This is a genomic window from Gordonia insulae (assembly GCF_003855095.1).
Classification (GTDB): Bacteria; Actinomycetota; Actinomycetes; order Mycobacteriales; family Mycobacteriaceae; genus Gordonia; species Gordonia insulae.
Window position 1 is genome coordinate 5,396,594 of the sequence record NZ_CP033972.1, and the last position, 15,075, is coordinate 5,411,668.

Annotated in this window: 6 protein-coding genes and 2 pseudogenes (1 of these 8 running past the window's edge); 5 read left to right on the forward strand and 3 right to left on the reverse strand. The window is 69.4% G+C overall.

All coding sequences use genetic code 11. The annotated features are described in order from the left end of the window. From D7316_RS24470 to D7316_RS24485, 5 genes and pseudogenes are all read left to right on the forward strand, one after another. On the forward strand, nucleotides 1-1,814 hold the end of the coding sequence (locus D7316_RS24470; protein ID WP_124710567.1) for a non-ribosomal peptide synthase/polyketide synthase. It extends 43,783 nt beyond the left edge of the window; only the last 1,814 of its 45,597 coding nucleotides appear in the window; its start codon lies beyond the left edge, outside the window; its stop codon occupies nucleotides 1,812-1,814. Further along, a pseudogene (locus D7316_RS27565) lies at nucleotides 1,712-9,250 on the forward strand (amino acid adenylation domain-containing protein); the annotation flags it as partial. The gene D7316_RS24470 and the pseudogene D7316_RS27565, both read left to right, overlap by 103 nt. 78 nt (nucleotides 9,251-9,328) lie before the next feature. Then, nucleotides 9,329-10,540, forward strand: a pseudogene (locus D7316_RS27745) (thioesterase domain-containing protein); the annotation flags it as partial. Further along, complete coding sequence (locus tag D7316_RS24480) at nucleotides 10,537-10,770, forward strand: MbtH family protein (RefSeq protein WP_124710569.1); 234 nt, start codon at nucleotides 10,537-10,539, stop codon at nucleotides 10,768-10,770. The pseudogene D7316_RS27745 and the gene D7316_RS24480, both read left to right, overlap by 4 nt. 215 nt (nucleotides 10,771-10,985) lie before the next feature. Further along, on the forward strand, nucleotides 10,986-11,327 hold the full coding sequence (locus D7316_RS24485) for a hypothetical protein (protein ID WP_124710570.1): 342 nt from the start codon (nucleotides 10,986-10,988) through the stop codon (nucleotides 11,325-11,327). A 57-nt stretch (nucleotides 11,328-11,384) separates the two neighbouring features. Here D7316_RS24485 and D7316_RS24490 read toward each other — a convergent pair whose 3' ends face one another. The 3 genes from D7316_RS24490 to D7316_RS24500 are packed head-to-tail and all read right to left on the reverse strand — an operon-like array spanning nucleotide 11,385 to nucleotide 14,586. Next, entirely contained in the window at nucleotides 11,385-12,206 is an 822-nt protein-coding gene (locus D7316_RS24490) for an ABC transporter permease (protein WP_124710571.1), read from the reverse strand. Next, nucleotides 12,203-12,997, reverse strand: coding sequence for an ABC transporter permease (locus D7316_RS24495; RefSeq protein ID WP_124710572.1), 795 nt, complete (start codon nucleotides 12,995-12,997; stop codon nucleotides 12,203-12,205). Before D7316_RS24495 ends, D7316_RS24490 begins: the two co-directional genes overlap by 4 nt. Further along, nucleotides 12,994-14,586, reverse strand: a complete 1,593-nt coding sequence (locus D7316_RS24500) for an ATP-binding cassette domain-containing protein (RefSeq protein WP_232017062.1) — start codon at nucleotides 14,584-14,586, stop codon at nucleotides 12,994-12,996. Before D7316_RS24500 ends, D7316_RS24495 begins: the two co-directional genes overlap by 4 nt. Nucleotides 14,587-15,075: the final 489 nt, after the last annotated feature.

A 15,075-nucleotide genomic window follows, 5' to 3' on the forward strand; every position in this document is an offset into this window, starting at 1 on the left:
TCAACCGCTACGACCCGTCGTCGCCGGTCTACAACATCCCGGCCGCGCTGCACCTGTCCGGTCCGCTGGACGCATCCGTGTTGCGGCAGGCGCTGATCGACGTCGCGGCCCGGCACGAGATCCTGCGGACCGTCTACCCGGCGGATCAGGGACGGCCGTACCAATCGGTGCGGTCGGTCGATGACTTCGCGTCCGACGTGCCGTGGGCGATCGTCGGCGATGCGGCCGCGGCGTCGGCTGCGGTCACCGCCGGATTCGACGTGACCGACGACTGGCCGATCCGGGTCCGCCTGGCCCGCGAGGGTGATGACCACCTGCTCATCGTCGTGGTGCACCACATCGCCGCGGACGGCGAATCGGTACGTGTCCTCGCACGCGATCTGATCACCGCCTACGCGGCGCGTATCGACGGCGGCGACCCCGGCTGGGCGGAGCTGCCGGTGCAGTTCGCCGACTTCGCCACCTGGCAGCACCAGACCCTCGGCGCCGTCGACGAGCCCGGCTCGCTGCTGTCTGAGCAGGCCGAGTACTGGCGCGAGCGACTGGCCGGACTCCCCGACGTGCTGGACCTGCCGACGGATCGACCGCGACCGCGGGTGGCGTCGATGCGCGGTGCGACAGTCGCATTCGACATTCCCGCAGACGTCGCCGCAGGGGTGACCCGACTGGCCCGCGACCACGCGGTCACCGAGTTCATGGTCCTGCACGCGGCGCTCGCGGCGGTGCTCGGCAGGCTGGCGAGCAGCCGCGACGTATCGATCGGTACCCCCATCGCCGGGCGCGGTGCGGCCGTGCTCGACGACCTCGTCGGCATGTTCGTCAACACACTGGTGTTGCGGTCCGCCGTCGACCCGTCGATGCCGTTCACCGACCTGCTGGCCGACATCCGGTCGACCGACCTCGACGCCTTCGCCCATGCGGACATTCCCTTCGAGCAGGTCGTCGACGCCGTCGACCCGGTGCGATCGGAAGCCTTTGCACCCCTGGTGCAGACCCTCCTGGCGGTCGATCAGAAACCCGCCGATCAGGCCGCGGGCGACGACGTCACGGGGATCGGAGACCTCCGCATCCGGCCGGTCGATGCCGCGGCGGCCTCGGCGAAGGTCGATCTCACCGTCGCGGTGGCGACGGGGGATGAGGTCTCGCGGAAGTGGGCGGGAGCGATCACCTACGCGACCGACCTCTTCGACGAGGACTCGGTCCGGCACATCGCCCGGCGGCTGGTGCGAATGCTCGCGACGGTCACCGCCCGACCGGAGACCGCGCTCGGCGACGTCGATGTGCTCGACGAGGCGGAGACCGCCGAACTCACCCGCGTCTCCGGCGGAGAGGGAACCTCACCGGTGATCCTGCGCGACCTGTTCGCCGCCGCCGCGGCGCGATGGGCGGACCGCGTCGCGGTGCGGGACGCCACGGGCGCCGAACTGACCTATGCCGCCCTCGACGAACGGTCGAACCGGCTTGCGCGGTGGCTGAGCGCGCAGGGGATCGGGGCCGAAACGCTTGTTGCCCTGGCGATCGGCCGGTCGGTGGACCTCCTCACCGCCATCTGGGCGGTCGCCAAGACCGGCGGCGGCTACGTACCCATCGACCCCGACTATCCGGCGGCGCGCGTCACCGACATGATCGAGGACTCGGGGCCGTGTTCGGTCTCACCGTCGCCGCCGCGGGCGTCACCGCACTGTCCGACGAGACCTTCCACTGGGCCACCCTGGACGCTGACGAGGTCGCGGCCCGGGTCGATGCGCAGTCCGCTGCGCCGCTCGACGACGATGAGCGCGATGCCGTCCGGCCGGCGAACGTCGCCTACGTGATCTACACGTCGGGCTCGACCGGACGCCCGAAGGGCGTCTCGGTCACCCACACCGGCCTCGCCAACTTCGCCGCGCAGGAGATGTCCCGGCTCGGCGTCGCCGCCGAGGCGGACCGGGCGCCGCGAGTGCTGGGCTTCGCCTCGCCGAGCTTCGACGCCTCGGTGCTGGAGTACCTGCTCGCGACGGTGTCCGGCGGATCCGTCGTCTATCGCGCCCCCGACGCGGTCGGAGGTGCGGCCCTGACGCGTTTCATGGCCGACCATCGGGTGACCCACACCTTCCTGACACCGACGGTGCTCGCCACACTGGAACCCGAAGAGCTGCCTGATCTCTCGGCGCTGATGGCCGGCGGCGAGGCCGTCCCGTCGTCGCTGGTGGACAGGTGGGCGCCGCATGTCGCCGTGCACAACCTGTACGGACCGACCGAGACCACGATCGGCGTGACATTGTCGGCGCCCATGCGGGCCGGCGCCCCGGTCCGGCTGGGCGGCGCACTCGCCGGCGTCGGACTGCGCGTGCTCGACGACCGGTTGCGACCCGTTCCGGTCGGGGTCACCGGTGAGCTCTACGTGACGGGGCCGGCGCTGTCGCGCGGCTACCTGGATCGGCCAGGTCTCACCGCGGAACGCTTCGTCGCGGACCCGTATGGGGCTGCCGGGGAACGGTTGTACCGGACCGGCGACGTCGTGCGGTGGCGGCGCGACGACGTGGGCACGCTCGTGGTGGAGTACGCGGGCCGCAGCGACGACCAGGTGAAGCTGCGGGGCCTGCGCATCGAACTCGGTGAGATCGAATCGGTACTCACCACTGATCCCGGCATCGCGTCCGCCGTGGTGATCGGTGTCGGGGGTTCTGTCGCCACCGCGCTGGCCGCCTATGTGGTTGCGACCGACGGTGCCGATGTCGATGTCGCCGCACTCACCGAGACTCTCGCGCAACGACTCCCGGCCTTCATGATCCCGTCGTCGATCACCGTCCTCGACGCCCTGCCGGTCACACCCGTCGGCAAGCTCGACACGGCGGCACTGCCCGAACCGGTCATCGAGGTCGCCGACGATGTGGCCCCGGAGACCGACGACGAGCGGGCGGTGGCAGGGGTGTTCGCCGACGTCCTCGGCGTCGAGGCGGTCGGCGTCACGGCGGACTTCTTCGCACTCGGCGGCAACTCGCTGTCCGCGACCCGGGTCGTCGCGCGCGTCTCCGACGTACTCGGGGTGGACCTGACCGTCCGCGATTTGTTCGAGGCGCCGACCGTCCGTGGACTCGCGGCCCGGCACGCCGTCCGTCGAACCGTCGAACCGCTGACCGCAGGGCCACGCCCCGAGCGGATTCCGCTCTCGAACGCCCAGCGGCGGATGTGGTTCATCAACCGATTCGATCCGGAATCGGCCGCCTACAACATCCCCGTCGCGATGCGACTGCGCGGCCCACTCGGGGTGTCGGCACTGCACGCCGCCGTTCTCGACGTGCTCGCCCGGCACGAGGTGCTGCGGACCCGATATCCGCAGTATGCCGGGGAACCGGTCCAGCAGATCCTGACGCCCGAGGAGGCCGGCGCGACCCTCGACTGGGCCGACGTCCACACCGAGATCGACCTTTTCGACGCGGCGCACGCCGGGTTCGACGTCACCATCGATCTGCCGATCCGCGTGCGGTTGTTGCAGGTCGGCGCCGACGACCACACCCTGCTGCTCGTCGCACACCACATCGCCACCGATGGTGAATCGATCCGGCCCCTCGTCGCTGACCTGGTCGCCGCCTATCGTGCCCGGGCCGCCGGTGTCGAGCCCGAGTTCGCGCCGCTGCCGGTGCAATTCGCCGACTTCGCACTGTGGCAGGAGCGTGTCCTGGGTGACGTCGACGATCCGTCGTCGGTGCTCGGGGAACAGGTCGACCACTGGGTGCGAGCGCTGGCCGGTCTGCCCGACGTGCTCGAGTTGCCGACCGACCGACCGCGCCCACCGGTCGCGTCGATGCGCGGCGGACTCGTCGACTACGAGATCCCGGCTCCGGTGGTGTCCCGGGTGAGGGCGCTCGCCGCCGAATACGGCGTCACCGAGTTCATGGTGGTGCATGCGGCGCTGGCCGTGCTGCTCGCGCGTCTGTCGGCGACCTCGGACATCGCGATCGGCACCCCGACGGCAGGTCGCGGACGAGAAGCCCTCGACGACCTCGTCGGCATGTTCGTGAACACGCTGGTCCTGCGTACCGAGATCGACGGGTCCGCGGCGTTCGCCGACGTTCTCGACCTGGTCCGTCGCACCGACCTCGACGCGCTCGCCAACGCCGACGTCCCGTTCGAATACCTCGTCGAGCGACTCGATCCGGTGCGATCGGAGGCGTTTGCGCCGCTGACGCAGGTGATGCTCGGCTTCGACCAGAGTGTGGCGCGCGCAGCGGAAGATCTGGCGGCGATGGCCACCGACGGAGCCGCTGCGACCGATGGGGCCGACGGCGAGGGACTGTCGGTGACCCCGGTCGCGGACCCGGCGGTCCCGCCGGCGCGGGTAGACCTCTCGGTCGGCGTCGCGCCGAACGGCGCCGACGGCGGTTGGCGCGGCGACATCGTGTACGCGGCCGACCTGTTCGATCGGGTCACCGTACGGTCGATCGCTGATCGATTCGTCCGGCTGTTGGATGAGGCGACCGCGAATCCCCATGTCCCGGTGGGGGACATCGACATCCTCGAATCGACGGAGGCGGGCGAGCACGCGATACGGTCCGCCGGAACCGACGTGCTGGTGAGCGATGAGTTCGTCGGCGACGTCGTCGCCCGGCAGGCGCGCCGCACCCCGTCGATCACCGCCCTGCGTAGCGGCGAGCGGACGGTCGGCTACGCCGAGTTCGCCGACCGCGTCACCGTGTTGGCCCGCGAGCTGATCGGTCTCGGCGTGGGTCCGGATGTGGCCGTGGGTGTCTGCATGCCGCGCTCGGTGGAGATGGTGGTTGCGGTCCACGCCGTGGTCGCCGCGGGCGGGCAGTACGTGCCCATCGACGCCGGCGCGCCCGCCGACCGCGTGCGCCACATGATCGCGACGGCCGGCGTCCGGATCGTCCTGGTCTCCGGGGACACGGCACCGGATGCGGTGAGCGGAGCGACGGGCGAAATCCGAGTCGATCTCGTCACCGTCGACACCACCACACCGTTGGCCGGTGACACCACACCGATCACCGATGCCGACCGGATAGCACCGCTGCGACCCGACCATGCGATGTACACCATCTTCACCTCGGGCTCGACCGGACAGCCCAAGGGCGTCACCCTGACCCACGAGGCCGTGCTCAACCGCCTCTGGTGGGGCCTGCACCACCTGCCGATCGACACCTCGGACACCGTGGTCCTCAAGACGCCGTACACATTCGACTGCTCGGTGCCGGAGTTGTTCGCGCCGCTGATGGTCGGCGCGCAGACGCTCGTGTTGTCCGCCGACGGTCACCTCGACCCGGTGTACGTCGCCGAGCAGATCGCCGAGCACCGCGCCACGATGGTGCACTTCGTGCCGTCGATGCTGTCGGTGTTCCTCGAACTCGCCGGACCTGAGCGGTTGGCCGCACTCGACAGCGTGCGCATCCTCTCCACCACGGGCGAGGCGTTGCCGCCCGCGGTCGCCGCCACGACCCGTGAACTCGTGCCCGGCGCCGACCTGTACAACCTCTACGGGCCGACCGAGGCGGCGGTGGAGATCACCCACCAGCGGATAGACACGATCGCGGCCGGCGACGCGACCACCCCGATCGGCGTCCCGGTGTGGAACTCCACCGCGCACGTCCTCGATGCCCGACTGCACCCGGTGCCCGACGGCGTGCCCGGCGAACTGTACGTCGGCGGTGCGCAATTGGCGCGCGGCTACGCCGCACGGCCGGACCTGACCGCCGAACGCTTCGTCGCGGATCCGTTCGGGGAGCCGGGTGAGCGCCTCTACCGCACCGGCGACCTCGTGCGGATCAATCTCGACGGAGATCTGGAGTATCTGGGACGCACCGACTTCCAGGTGAAGTTGCGCGGGCAGCGCATCGAGCTCGGCGAGATCGAGTCCGTGCTCGCGTCGGTGTCGGGTGTCGTGCACGCTGTCGCGACCGTCGTCTCCGCGCCGGGCGGCGGTGAGCATCTGGTGGCCTACCTGGCCGGTGACGAGATCGATCTCGGCACGGTCGAACATGCGGTGGCGCAGTCGCTCCCGGAGTACATGCGGCCGACCCTGTGGACCGTCCTCGACGACATCCCACGCAACAGCGCGGGGAAGCTGGACCGCCGAGCCCTGCCGGAGCCCGATTTCTCGGCGACCGGTGAGTTCGTTGCGCCGTCCGGAGCGGCCGAACTCGCGGTGGCGCAGGTCTTCGCCGACGTGCTCGGGGTCGACCGGATCGGCGCCACCGAGAGTTTCTTCGAACTCGGCGGCAACTCGCTGTCGGCGACCAGGGTGGCCGCCCGGGTCGCCGAGGCACTCGACACCGAGGTGCCGGTCCGGACGATCTTCGATGCGCCGTCGGTTCGTGAGCTGGCCGCCCGGCTGGCCCCGGGGGCCGGTCCGGGTGTGGCGCCCATCGTGGCAGTGTCGCCGCGACCGGCGCAGATCCCGTTGTCGCTGGCGCAGCAGCGGATGTGGTTCATCAACCGGTTCGATCCGGCCGCGGCGACCTACAACATCCCGATCGTGCTGCGGCTGGAGGGCGACCTCGACGTTCCGGCGTTGGCGGCGGCGATGACCGATGTGGTCGCGCGGCACGAGATCCTGCGGACCACCTATCCGGAGTCCGACGGCGTTCCGCGCCAACTCGTCCACGGCGCGGGCGACACCCCCGGCCGGCCGGATTGGGCCGTCGTCGACGAGCGCTCCGAGCTCGAGGCCGCCGTGTCCACCGGATTCGACATGACCCGCGAGACGCCGGTCCGGGTGCGGCTCTGGCAGGCGGACACCGACGAGTACATCCTCGCGGTGATCGTGCACCACATCGCTGCGGATGGTGAGTCGATCGCGCCGCTGATCGCCGACGTCGTGCACGCCTATGCCGCGCGCCGGCGCGGCGTCACGCCCGACCGACCGCCGCCCGCGATCCAATTCGCCGACTATGCACTCTGGCAGGAGCGCGAACTGGGGTCTGCCGCGGACCCGGATTCGGTCATCGGGCGGCAACTCGGGTTCTGGCGCGACGAGCTCGCCGGGCTGCCCGACGTCCTCGACCTCCCCGCCGACCGTCCCCGGCCGGTGGTGGCATCTCACCGGGGAGCCCTGTCCCGCTTCGAGATCCCGACGCAGGTGGCGCACCAGGTGACCGAGATCGCGCAGGCGCACTCGGCGACGCCGTTCATGGTGGTGCAGAGCGCGCTCGCCGTCCTGTTGGCGCGGCTGTCCGCCTCCGACGACATCGCGATCGGCACGCCGATCGCCGGACGCGGCGACCGCGTGCTCGACGACCTCGTCGGCATGTTCGTGAACACCCTCGTGCTCCGTACCCCGGTCCGGCCGGCGATGTCGTTCGGGGAGTTGCTCGATGCGGTGCGCCGGATCGACGTCGACGCCTTCGGACACGCCGACGTGCCGTTCGAGGCGGTCGTCGAGCGGCTCGACCCGGTCCGTTCGGAATCGTTCGCCCCGCTGACCCAGGTCTCACTGACCTTCGATCAGTCCGCGGTCGTCGACGTCGCATCCGCGGCGCTGCCCGGGGCCGAGGTCGACGGGATGCGGATCACCCCGCTGGGCGCTCCCGACGTCTCGGCGAAGGTCGACCTGACCGTCGCGGTCACCGCCACCACCGACGGAACACCATGGGCCGGTTCGGTTGTCTACGCCACGGACCTGTTCGACCCGTCCACGGTGGATATGCTCGCGTATCGGCTCGTCGCGCTTCTGGATCTGCTGACCTCCGCTCCGGAGACCGCCGTCGGTGATGTCGACCTGCTCGACGCGACCGAACGCGCACAGTTGGTTCCGGTCTCGGGACCGCCTTCCGACGGCCAGGTGCTGCTCGCCGAGATGTTCGACCGTGCCGCACGCGCATGGCCGGACCGCGAGGCGGTGGCGGACGCACAAGGCGGACGCCTGACCTACGCCGAGCTGGATGCGCGCGCCAACCGGTTGGCACGCGTGCTCATCGCGGCCGGTGTCGGCCCGGATTCCCGGGTGGCCATCGCCATCCCGCGCTCGGTCCAGCTGATGACGGCGATCTGGGCGGTCGCCCGGGCCGGTGGCGCGTTTGTCCCGATCGATCCGGATTACCCCCCGGAGCGGGTTGCCGCGATGGTCGGCGACAGCGCGGCCGTCCTGGGCCTGACCGTGCCCGGCGTCACCGGCCTCGGCGCGGACGGTCCGCGATGGCTGACCATCGACGGCGACGAGATCCAGGGGTCTGGGATCCAGGGGTCTGGGGTGTCGGCGCAACCGCTGCGCCCGGACGAACTCCGCGGCGTGCCGCGTCTGGACAACCTGGCCTATGTCATCTACACGTCGGGTTCGACGGGCCGGCCCAAGGGTGTCGCGGTCACCCATCGCGGACTCTTCGACTTCACCATGGGGTCCATCGAATCCATTCCGTACGAGGAGGGTTCGCGCACCCTCGGGTATGTGTCGCCGAGCTTCGACGTGTCGGTCTTCGAGATGATCGTGACCGTGTTCGGCGGCGGCACACTCGTCTACCGGCCGGCCGACGCGGTGGGCGGTGAGGACCTGCACCGGTACCTCGCGGAGCAGCGCATCACCCATGCGATGATCCCGACCAGCGTCGCGGCGACGTTGTCGGCCGACGGACTGCCGCATCTGCTATCCCTCACGACCGGCGGCGAGCCGGTGCCACAGACCCTGGTGGAGGAGTGGGCGCCGCACGTCGACGTCTACAACGCGTACGGCCCGACCGAGGCCACCATCGCCGTCACCTACACGCCGCCGATGCTCGCGGACGAACCCGTCTACGTCGGCGGCCCGTTCCGCGGCGTGCGGTTGATCGTGCTCGACGAACGCCTGCACCCGGTGCCGTTCGGTACCGCAGGCGAGTTGTACGTCATCGGAAAGGCTTTGGCCCGAGGCTATCTCGCACGGCCCGGTCAGACCGCGGCGAGTTTCGTCGCGGCACCGTTCGGCCGGCCGGGGGAACTGATGTACCGCACCGGAGACGTGGTCCGCTGGGCCGTCGACCGAACGGGCGAGTACACCATCGAATTCTCCGGTCGTCGCGACGACCAGGTGAAGCTGCGCGGACTGCGTATCGAACTCGGCGAGATCGAGACCGTGCTCGGTGAGCATCCCGATGTGCGCCGCGCCGTCGTCCTCGGTGTGGGACAACCGGTCACGGCGCTGGCCGCATATGTCGTCGCCGATCCGGACCGCGACGTCGAGGAGCTCCGCGCCCATCTGGCACGACGACTTCCTCGCCACATGGTCCCGGCGACGTTCACCGTGCTGGACAGTCTGCCCATCACCCCGGTCGGCAAGCTGGACAAGCGTGCCCTGCCGCAGCCGGAGGTCGAGGCGGCGGTCTACGTCGCACCCGCGACCGACGCGGAACGCCGTGTCGCCGAGGTCTTCGCAGCGATCCTCGACGTCGAGCAGGTGGGCGCCACCGACGGCTTCTTCGATCTCGGTGGCAACTCGTTGTCGGCGACGCGGGTCGTCGCGCGACTGCGTGCGCACGCCGACAACGTCGAGCTGTCATGGCTGTTCAGCGATCCCACCGTGCGTGGGGTGGCCGCCCGGATGGACGGCGGTGACGGTGCCGAGATCGGGGAGGTGCTGTTGCCGCTGCGGCGTGACGGTAGTCGCGCGCCGCTCTTCTGTGTCCACCCGGCAGGCGGATTGGCCTGGTTCTACGGCGGATTGGCGCCGTACCTCGACGACCGCCCGATCTACGGTCTGCAGGACCCCCACGTCGTGTCCGGCGAGCCGAGTGCGACGACCATCGACGAACTGGCCGCCCGCTACGTCGACGAGATCCGACGGATCGCCCCGGACGGCCCGTACCACCTCCTCGGCTGGTCGCTGGGCGGACATGTCGCCCACGCCATGGCCACGAGATTGCAGGCCGACGGGGACGAGGTGGCCTTCCTCGGCATCATGGACGCGGCCGCCCCCATCGATGCGCCGAGCTCCCGGTCCGTGGACACCGAGCCGAACGACACCGAGCTGACCGACACCGAGCTGACCGACACCGAGCCGACCGACACCGAGCTGACCGACACCGCGCCGACCGACACCGAGCTGACCGACACCGCGCCGAACGACACCGAGCCGACCGACACCGAGCCGAACGACACCGAGCCGACCGACACCGAGACCGAACAGGCCGACGGCGCCGTCGTCGGGGATCTCCTGGGCGGTTGGCGTGACCTGTTCGACCTCGGCGACGACATCCACGCCCGCACCCCCGACGAGGTCGCCGCCGTGGTCCGCGAGCAGATCGCCGCGATGGGACTGCTGCGGTCCGAACAGGTCGCGTGGGTGATGGACAGCTTCGACGCGGCGGCCGGCATCGTCGGCACCTACCTGCCGGACGTGTTCGACGGCCCGCTGTCGGTGGTCACCGCCACCGCGGACAAGGCCGACCCCGGCGTCGTGCGGGCCTCATGGCGGCGCCACGTGACCGGCACGATCACCAACGTCGACGTCGACGCCCACCACCTCGGACTCGCCGATGCCGCCGCGCTCGAGACGATCGGGCCCTGGCTCGACAAGCACATCCCCAATCCGGCACCATCCGGTGCCGAGACTCCCGATGAGAGGAACAACCGATCATGACCAACCCCTTTGATGACGAGAACGGCCGTTTCTTCGTGTTGGTGAACGAGGAGAATCAGCATTCGCTGTGGCCGACGTTCGCGGATATCCCGGCCGGCTGGACGAAGGTGTTCGGTGAGGATTCTCGTGCGGCGTGCCTGGAGTATGTGGAGCAGAACTGGACGGATCTGCGGCCGAAGAGCCTGATCGACGCGATGGCGGCCGATCAGTCGGCACACAGCGACGGCTGATCGACGGTTCGTGCCCGGGGCGGGTGAGTCCCTGTGGTCACATCGACCACTCGGGTAACACCGGCCACGACGCGGGAAAAATCATCCGACGAAACGCCGGGCAATCGGTGCCGGACGAATGACACCCGCCACGGAGTCTGTCATCATTTTCCCATCGAGAGTTCCCAGGTCCGAGGGATCGATGGGCGCCTCTCGTAGGCGAAAGCAGGTCAGGCATGGTCGGAAACTCGGGGCCGTGGGGGACCGCGCGACTGCGCGCGACGTTGGACGAGGTACAGCGCCGCGCCGAACTGACCCCGACCTTGACCGCTGTGCGCTACAGCGGCGAGTCGGTGACCTACCGGGATCTCGCCATCGCACTCACCCGCTATGACGTCGTCGCCGAGACGAACGGCCTCGGCATCGGTTCATCCCTGGTCGCCGCGATCCTGCACTGCCTGCCCCGCATCGGTGCGCTCGGCGATCCGACGGCTGTCGCCCGCACCGTCCACCAGGTGGTGGAATGGCTCGCCCGCGACATCGGCGACGGATACGGGTCACTGCGCGCGGTCGGCTGAGACCGATCGTCAGGCTCTCCGCGCCGGCACAGTCGCCCCGATGGCCGGTCGCAGGCGTCAGCGAGCGGTCGCGGCCTTGTGGTAGCCGCGCAGCGCCGGGTACAGGCACGCCCCGATGATCACGACGGTCCAGATCGTCACCTTGATCATGTTCTCGGCGATCGGCCCGCCGGCCGCCAGCGCCCGCATCACCTCGATGGTGGGGGACATCGGTTGGTTCTCCACGATCGGCTGGAGCCACTCCGGGTAGGCGTCCACCGGCGAGAAACCTGAGTTGAAGAACATCAGGACACTCGACACCAGCGACAACAACGGCACCAGCGGCGCCGACGGCCGGGCGCTGACCGCGAGCGCCAGGACGAGAGTGGCGTAGGAGATGCCGAACATCAGTGCCACTCCGAAGATGCCCGCCACCGCGCCGACCCCGCCGGTGATGTCGAAGCCGATCGTCGACCCGACCGCGATGAGCAGCGCCGTCACCACGACGATCCGGAAGACCTCGCTGAGCAGTCGCGACGTGAGGTCGGCGGCCCGATTGATCGGGAGCACGTAGAGCCGCGCCAGCAGGCCGGTGCCGCGCTCCTGGTTGAGCCGGATGCCCGCGGCCACCGACCCGAACATCGCGCTCACCAGGATGACCAGTGGGACAGTGCCATAGGTGCTGTCCTGGCCCGTGGCGCTGCCGATCGCGTCACCGAGCACCACCTTGAACATGATCAGGGTGAGGATCGGCACGATGATCAATTGCAGGAAGGTGCCCTTGTCGCGCACCATGACCGAGATCTGCCGCCACGCCAGCACGCCGCTCTGGCCGACCCACGCGCGCACCGAACCCTCGGCAGGACCACCGTCCGAACGGGTCTCGACCGCCGCGGTCATCGCACCGACCTCCGTACGCCGATCAGCGTCAGCACGATCCCGCCGATCGCCAGACCGGCACACCACCAGATGGTCGGGGTCAGCACGTCGAGCGTCGCGGTGCCGTCGCTGAGGGCCCGCATGGACGTTGCGAACTGTGAGATCGGCTGATTACGGACGAACGGCTGGATCCACTCGGGGAACTGGTCTTCCGGAACGAATCCGGTCGACAGCATGCCCAACACCAGGATGGGCAGGGACAGCGCCTGACTCGTCGCCTCCGGACTGTTCGACAGCAGGCCGATCGCATCGGCGAGCACCGCGATCAGGATGCCGACGGCCAGTACCACCGCGAACAGGCCGACGGTGTCGAGCCAGCTGCCGAGTGGTCGCCAGCCCATCACCAGGCTGGTGGCCGCGGCGCAGATCACCGAGATGACCAGAAGTACCGTGTTGGTCCCCAACCGGGCGAGCGTGGGGATCGCGACGGGCATCGGCATGGTCCGGAACCGGGTGTTGATGCCCTTGGTGGTGTCGAGCGATGCGCGCATCGCCGCCGACGACGCGACGAAGCTCACCGACTGCAGCGCGATGATGGGCATCAGGAACGCGGCGTAGTCCATCGATGGGTTCGCGTCCATGATGGTGCGCAGCGGGAGGTAGAAGCAGATCGCGAGGAGGACCGGCGCGACGAAGGCGAACACGATCTCGCCGTTGCGGATCATCGCGGCCAGCCCTCGGCCGGTCAGGGTCCACCACTGGGTGGCCGCGTGTGTCGGCGGACGCCCGGTGACCGCCGCATCGGAGATCATGCCGAGGTGTCCCGCCCGTCTTTCGTCACCGGCGCGTCCGTCACCCTCGCATCCGTCACCGGCGCTTCCGCGGCGGGATCCGCCCGTGTCGGATCGGTCAGCGCGAGGAAGACCTCGTCGAGGCTGGGCCGGCGGAGTGCGACGTCGGAGAGGCGGATGCCCGCCCCCGTGGTGCGTTTGACGATCTCCACGAGCGTGTCGGCGCCGTCGGGTGCCGGCACGGCCACGGACGGCGTCGTGTCGGTGACCGCGTCGTCGGGGAGTGGGGCGGCGGCCGGCACCAGGTCACGCAGACATTCGACGAGCCCGGTGATGTCGTCCGGATTGGCCGGGGTCACCTCGTAGTGCGAGGCGCCGGTGGCGGTCTTGAGTTCGTCGGCGGTGCCCGACGCGATGACCCGGCCGCGGTCGATCACCACGATGTGGTCCGACAGGGTGTCTGCTTCTTCGAGATATTGCGTGGTCAGCAGGGTGGTGACGCCCTGATCGCGCAAGGATTCGACGAGGTTCCAGACCTCCTGGCGACTGCGCGGATCGAGGCCGGTCGTCGGTTCGTCGAGGAACACCACCTCGGGCTGGGTGACCAGACCGCAGGCGATGTCGATGCGACGCCGCATACCGCCGGAATACTCGCCGACCTTCCGTTTTGCGGCTGCGGTCAGGTCGAATGAGGTCAGCAGTTCATCGGCGCGGGAGCGAGCCGCCGACTTCGTCAGGCCCATGAGGCGGCCGAACAGGATGAGGTTGTCGCGTCCGCTGAGTGCTTCGTCGAGCGCGGCGAACTGCCCGGTCAACATGATGGAGCGACGAACGCCCGCGGCATCGGACACCACATCGTGCCCGGCCACGGTGGCCGTACCGCCATCCGGCTTGAGCAGGGTGCACAGCATGTTGACGGTCGTCGTCTTTCCCGCGCCGTTGGGACCGAGCAGCGCCAGGATCGATCCTTTCGCGACCGAGAAGCTGACGCTCTCCACAGCGACGTTGTCGCCGAAACGTTTGTGCAGGTCGACCACCTCGATCGCGATCTCCGCGCGCGCCTCGCCGGTGGTCGCGACCGAGGTGGGGTCGGTGGCCGTCGGAACCTCCGTCGCTGGTGGGGTGATGTGTGAATCATCAAGTGCGAGAGGCGTGTCCGCGGCGGGCGGCACGAGGTTCGACGCGTCCGACGCCGATGAACTGGTGGCCGTGGACGGCGGTGTGACCTGCGATCCGGTCGTCGACACCGGCGGGATGGGTATCGTCGGCGACTCGTCGCTGTCCACCGCGGCATGCCGCGCCCGCTTTCCGACGGCCGGGACGGGTACCGACCGGGGGGTGTCGGAGTTCACGCCGGGCGTGCCGTTCGACGGGGTCGCGGAGCCGGCGTCGGAGTGGTTTCCACCGAGGCCGTACGAGGCGAGGTCGACATGCAGATCGCCGGACATGAGCACATCGGCGACGGTCCCGTTCGCGCCGGATGGCGCGGCGTGTCGGAATCGTCGCGGTGCGCCGGACGTCGACGAGTCGGCCCGGGATACGTCGGATCGGGATGCGTCGAACGGGGATGAGGAGATGGGCGACCTGCGGTATTGCTCGGCCTCGGCCATCAACTACTCCTCTCGGGCCACCTCGGTTGCCGGAGCACAGGGCCAGATCTCTGCGACACGCCGCGACGCTCCGGTGACTTCACGCGCCGGGCGTCCCACGTTCGGGCATCGAGAGCATCCGGTTTGGGCGATGCTACCGAAAATATCTCTGATGTCGTCGAATCATTGTCGTCGCCCGGCGTGGAAACATTACTTGCGGCATGGTCGTATTAGTACGTTTGGGGGACTTCTGATCGCCCTCGGTAACGATCTGCGGTGCGAGACCGAATTCCTACCGTGAGCTAGTCGTTTACCGTTGATTCAGGTGGTGGTGCACCGCTCGACCATTCAACCGAATCATGGTGAACGACGAATCGAAAGGTGGATAATGACGCACACTGTTGCGAGGGAACGCACTTCCCCCGGAACAGACAGCCCACAACAGTCCTGGCATCGGTCGATTCGCCCGATGCTGGCTCGGGCTGGCCGATGACCTGGGAGAAAGAGGCT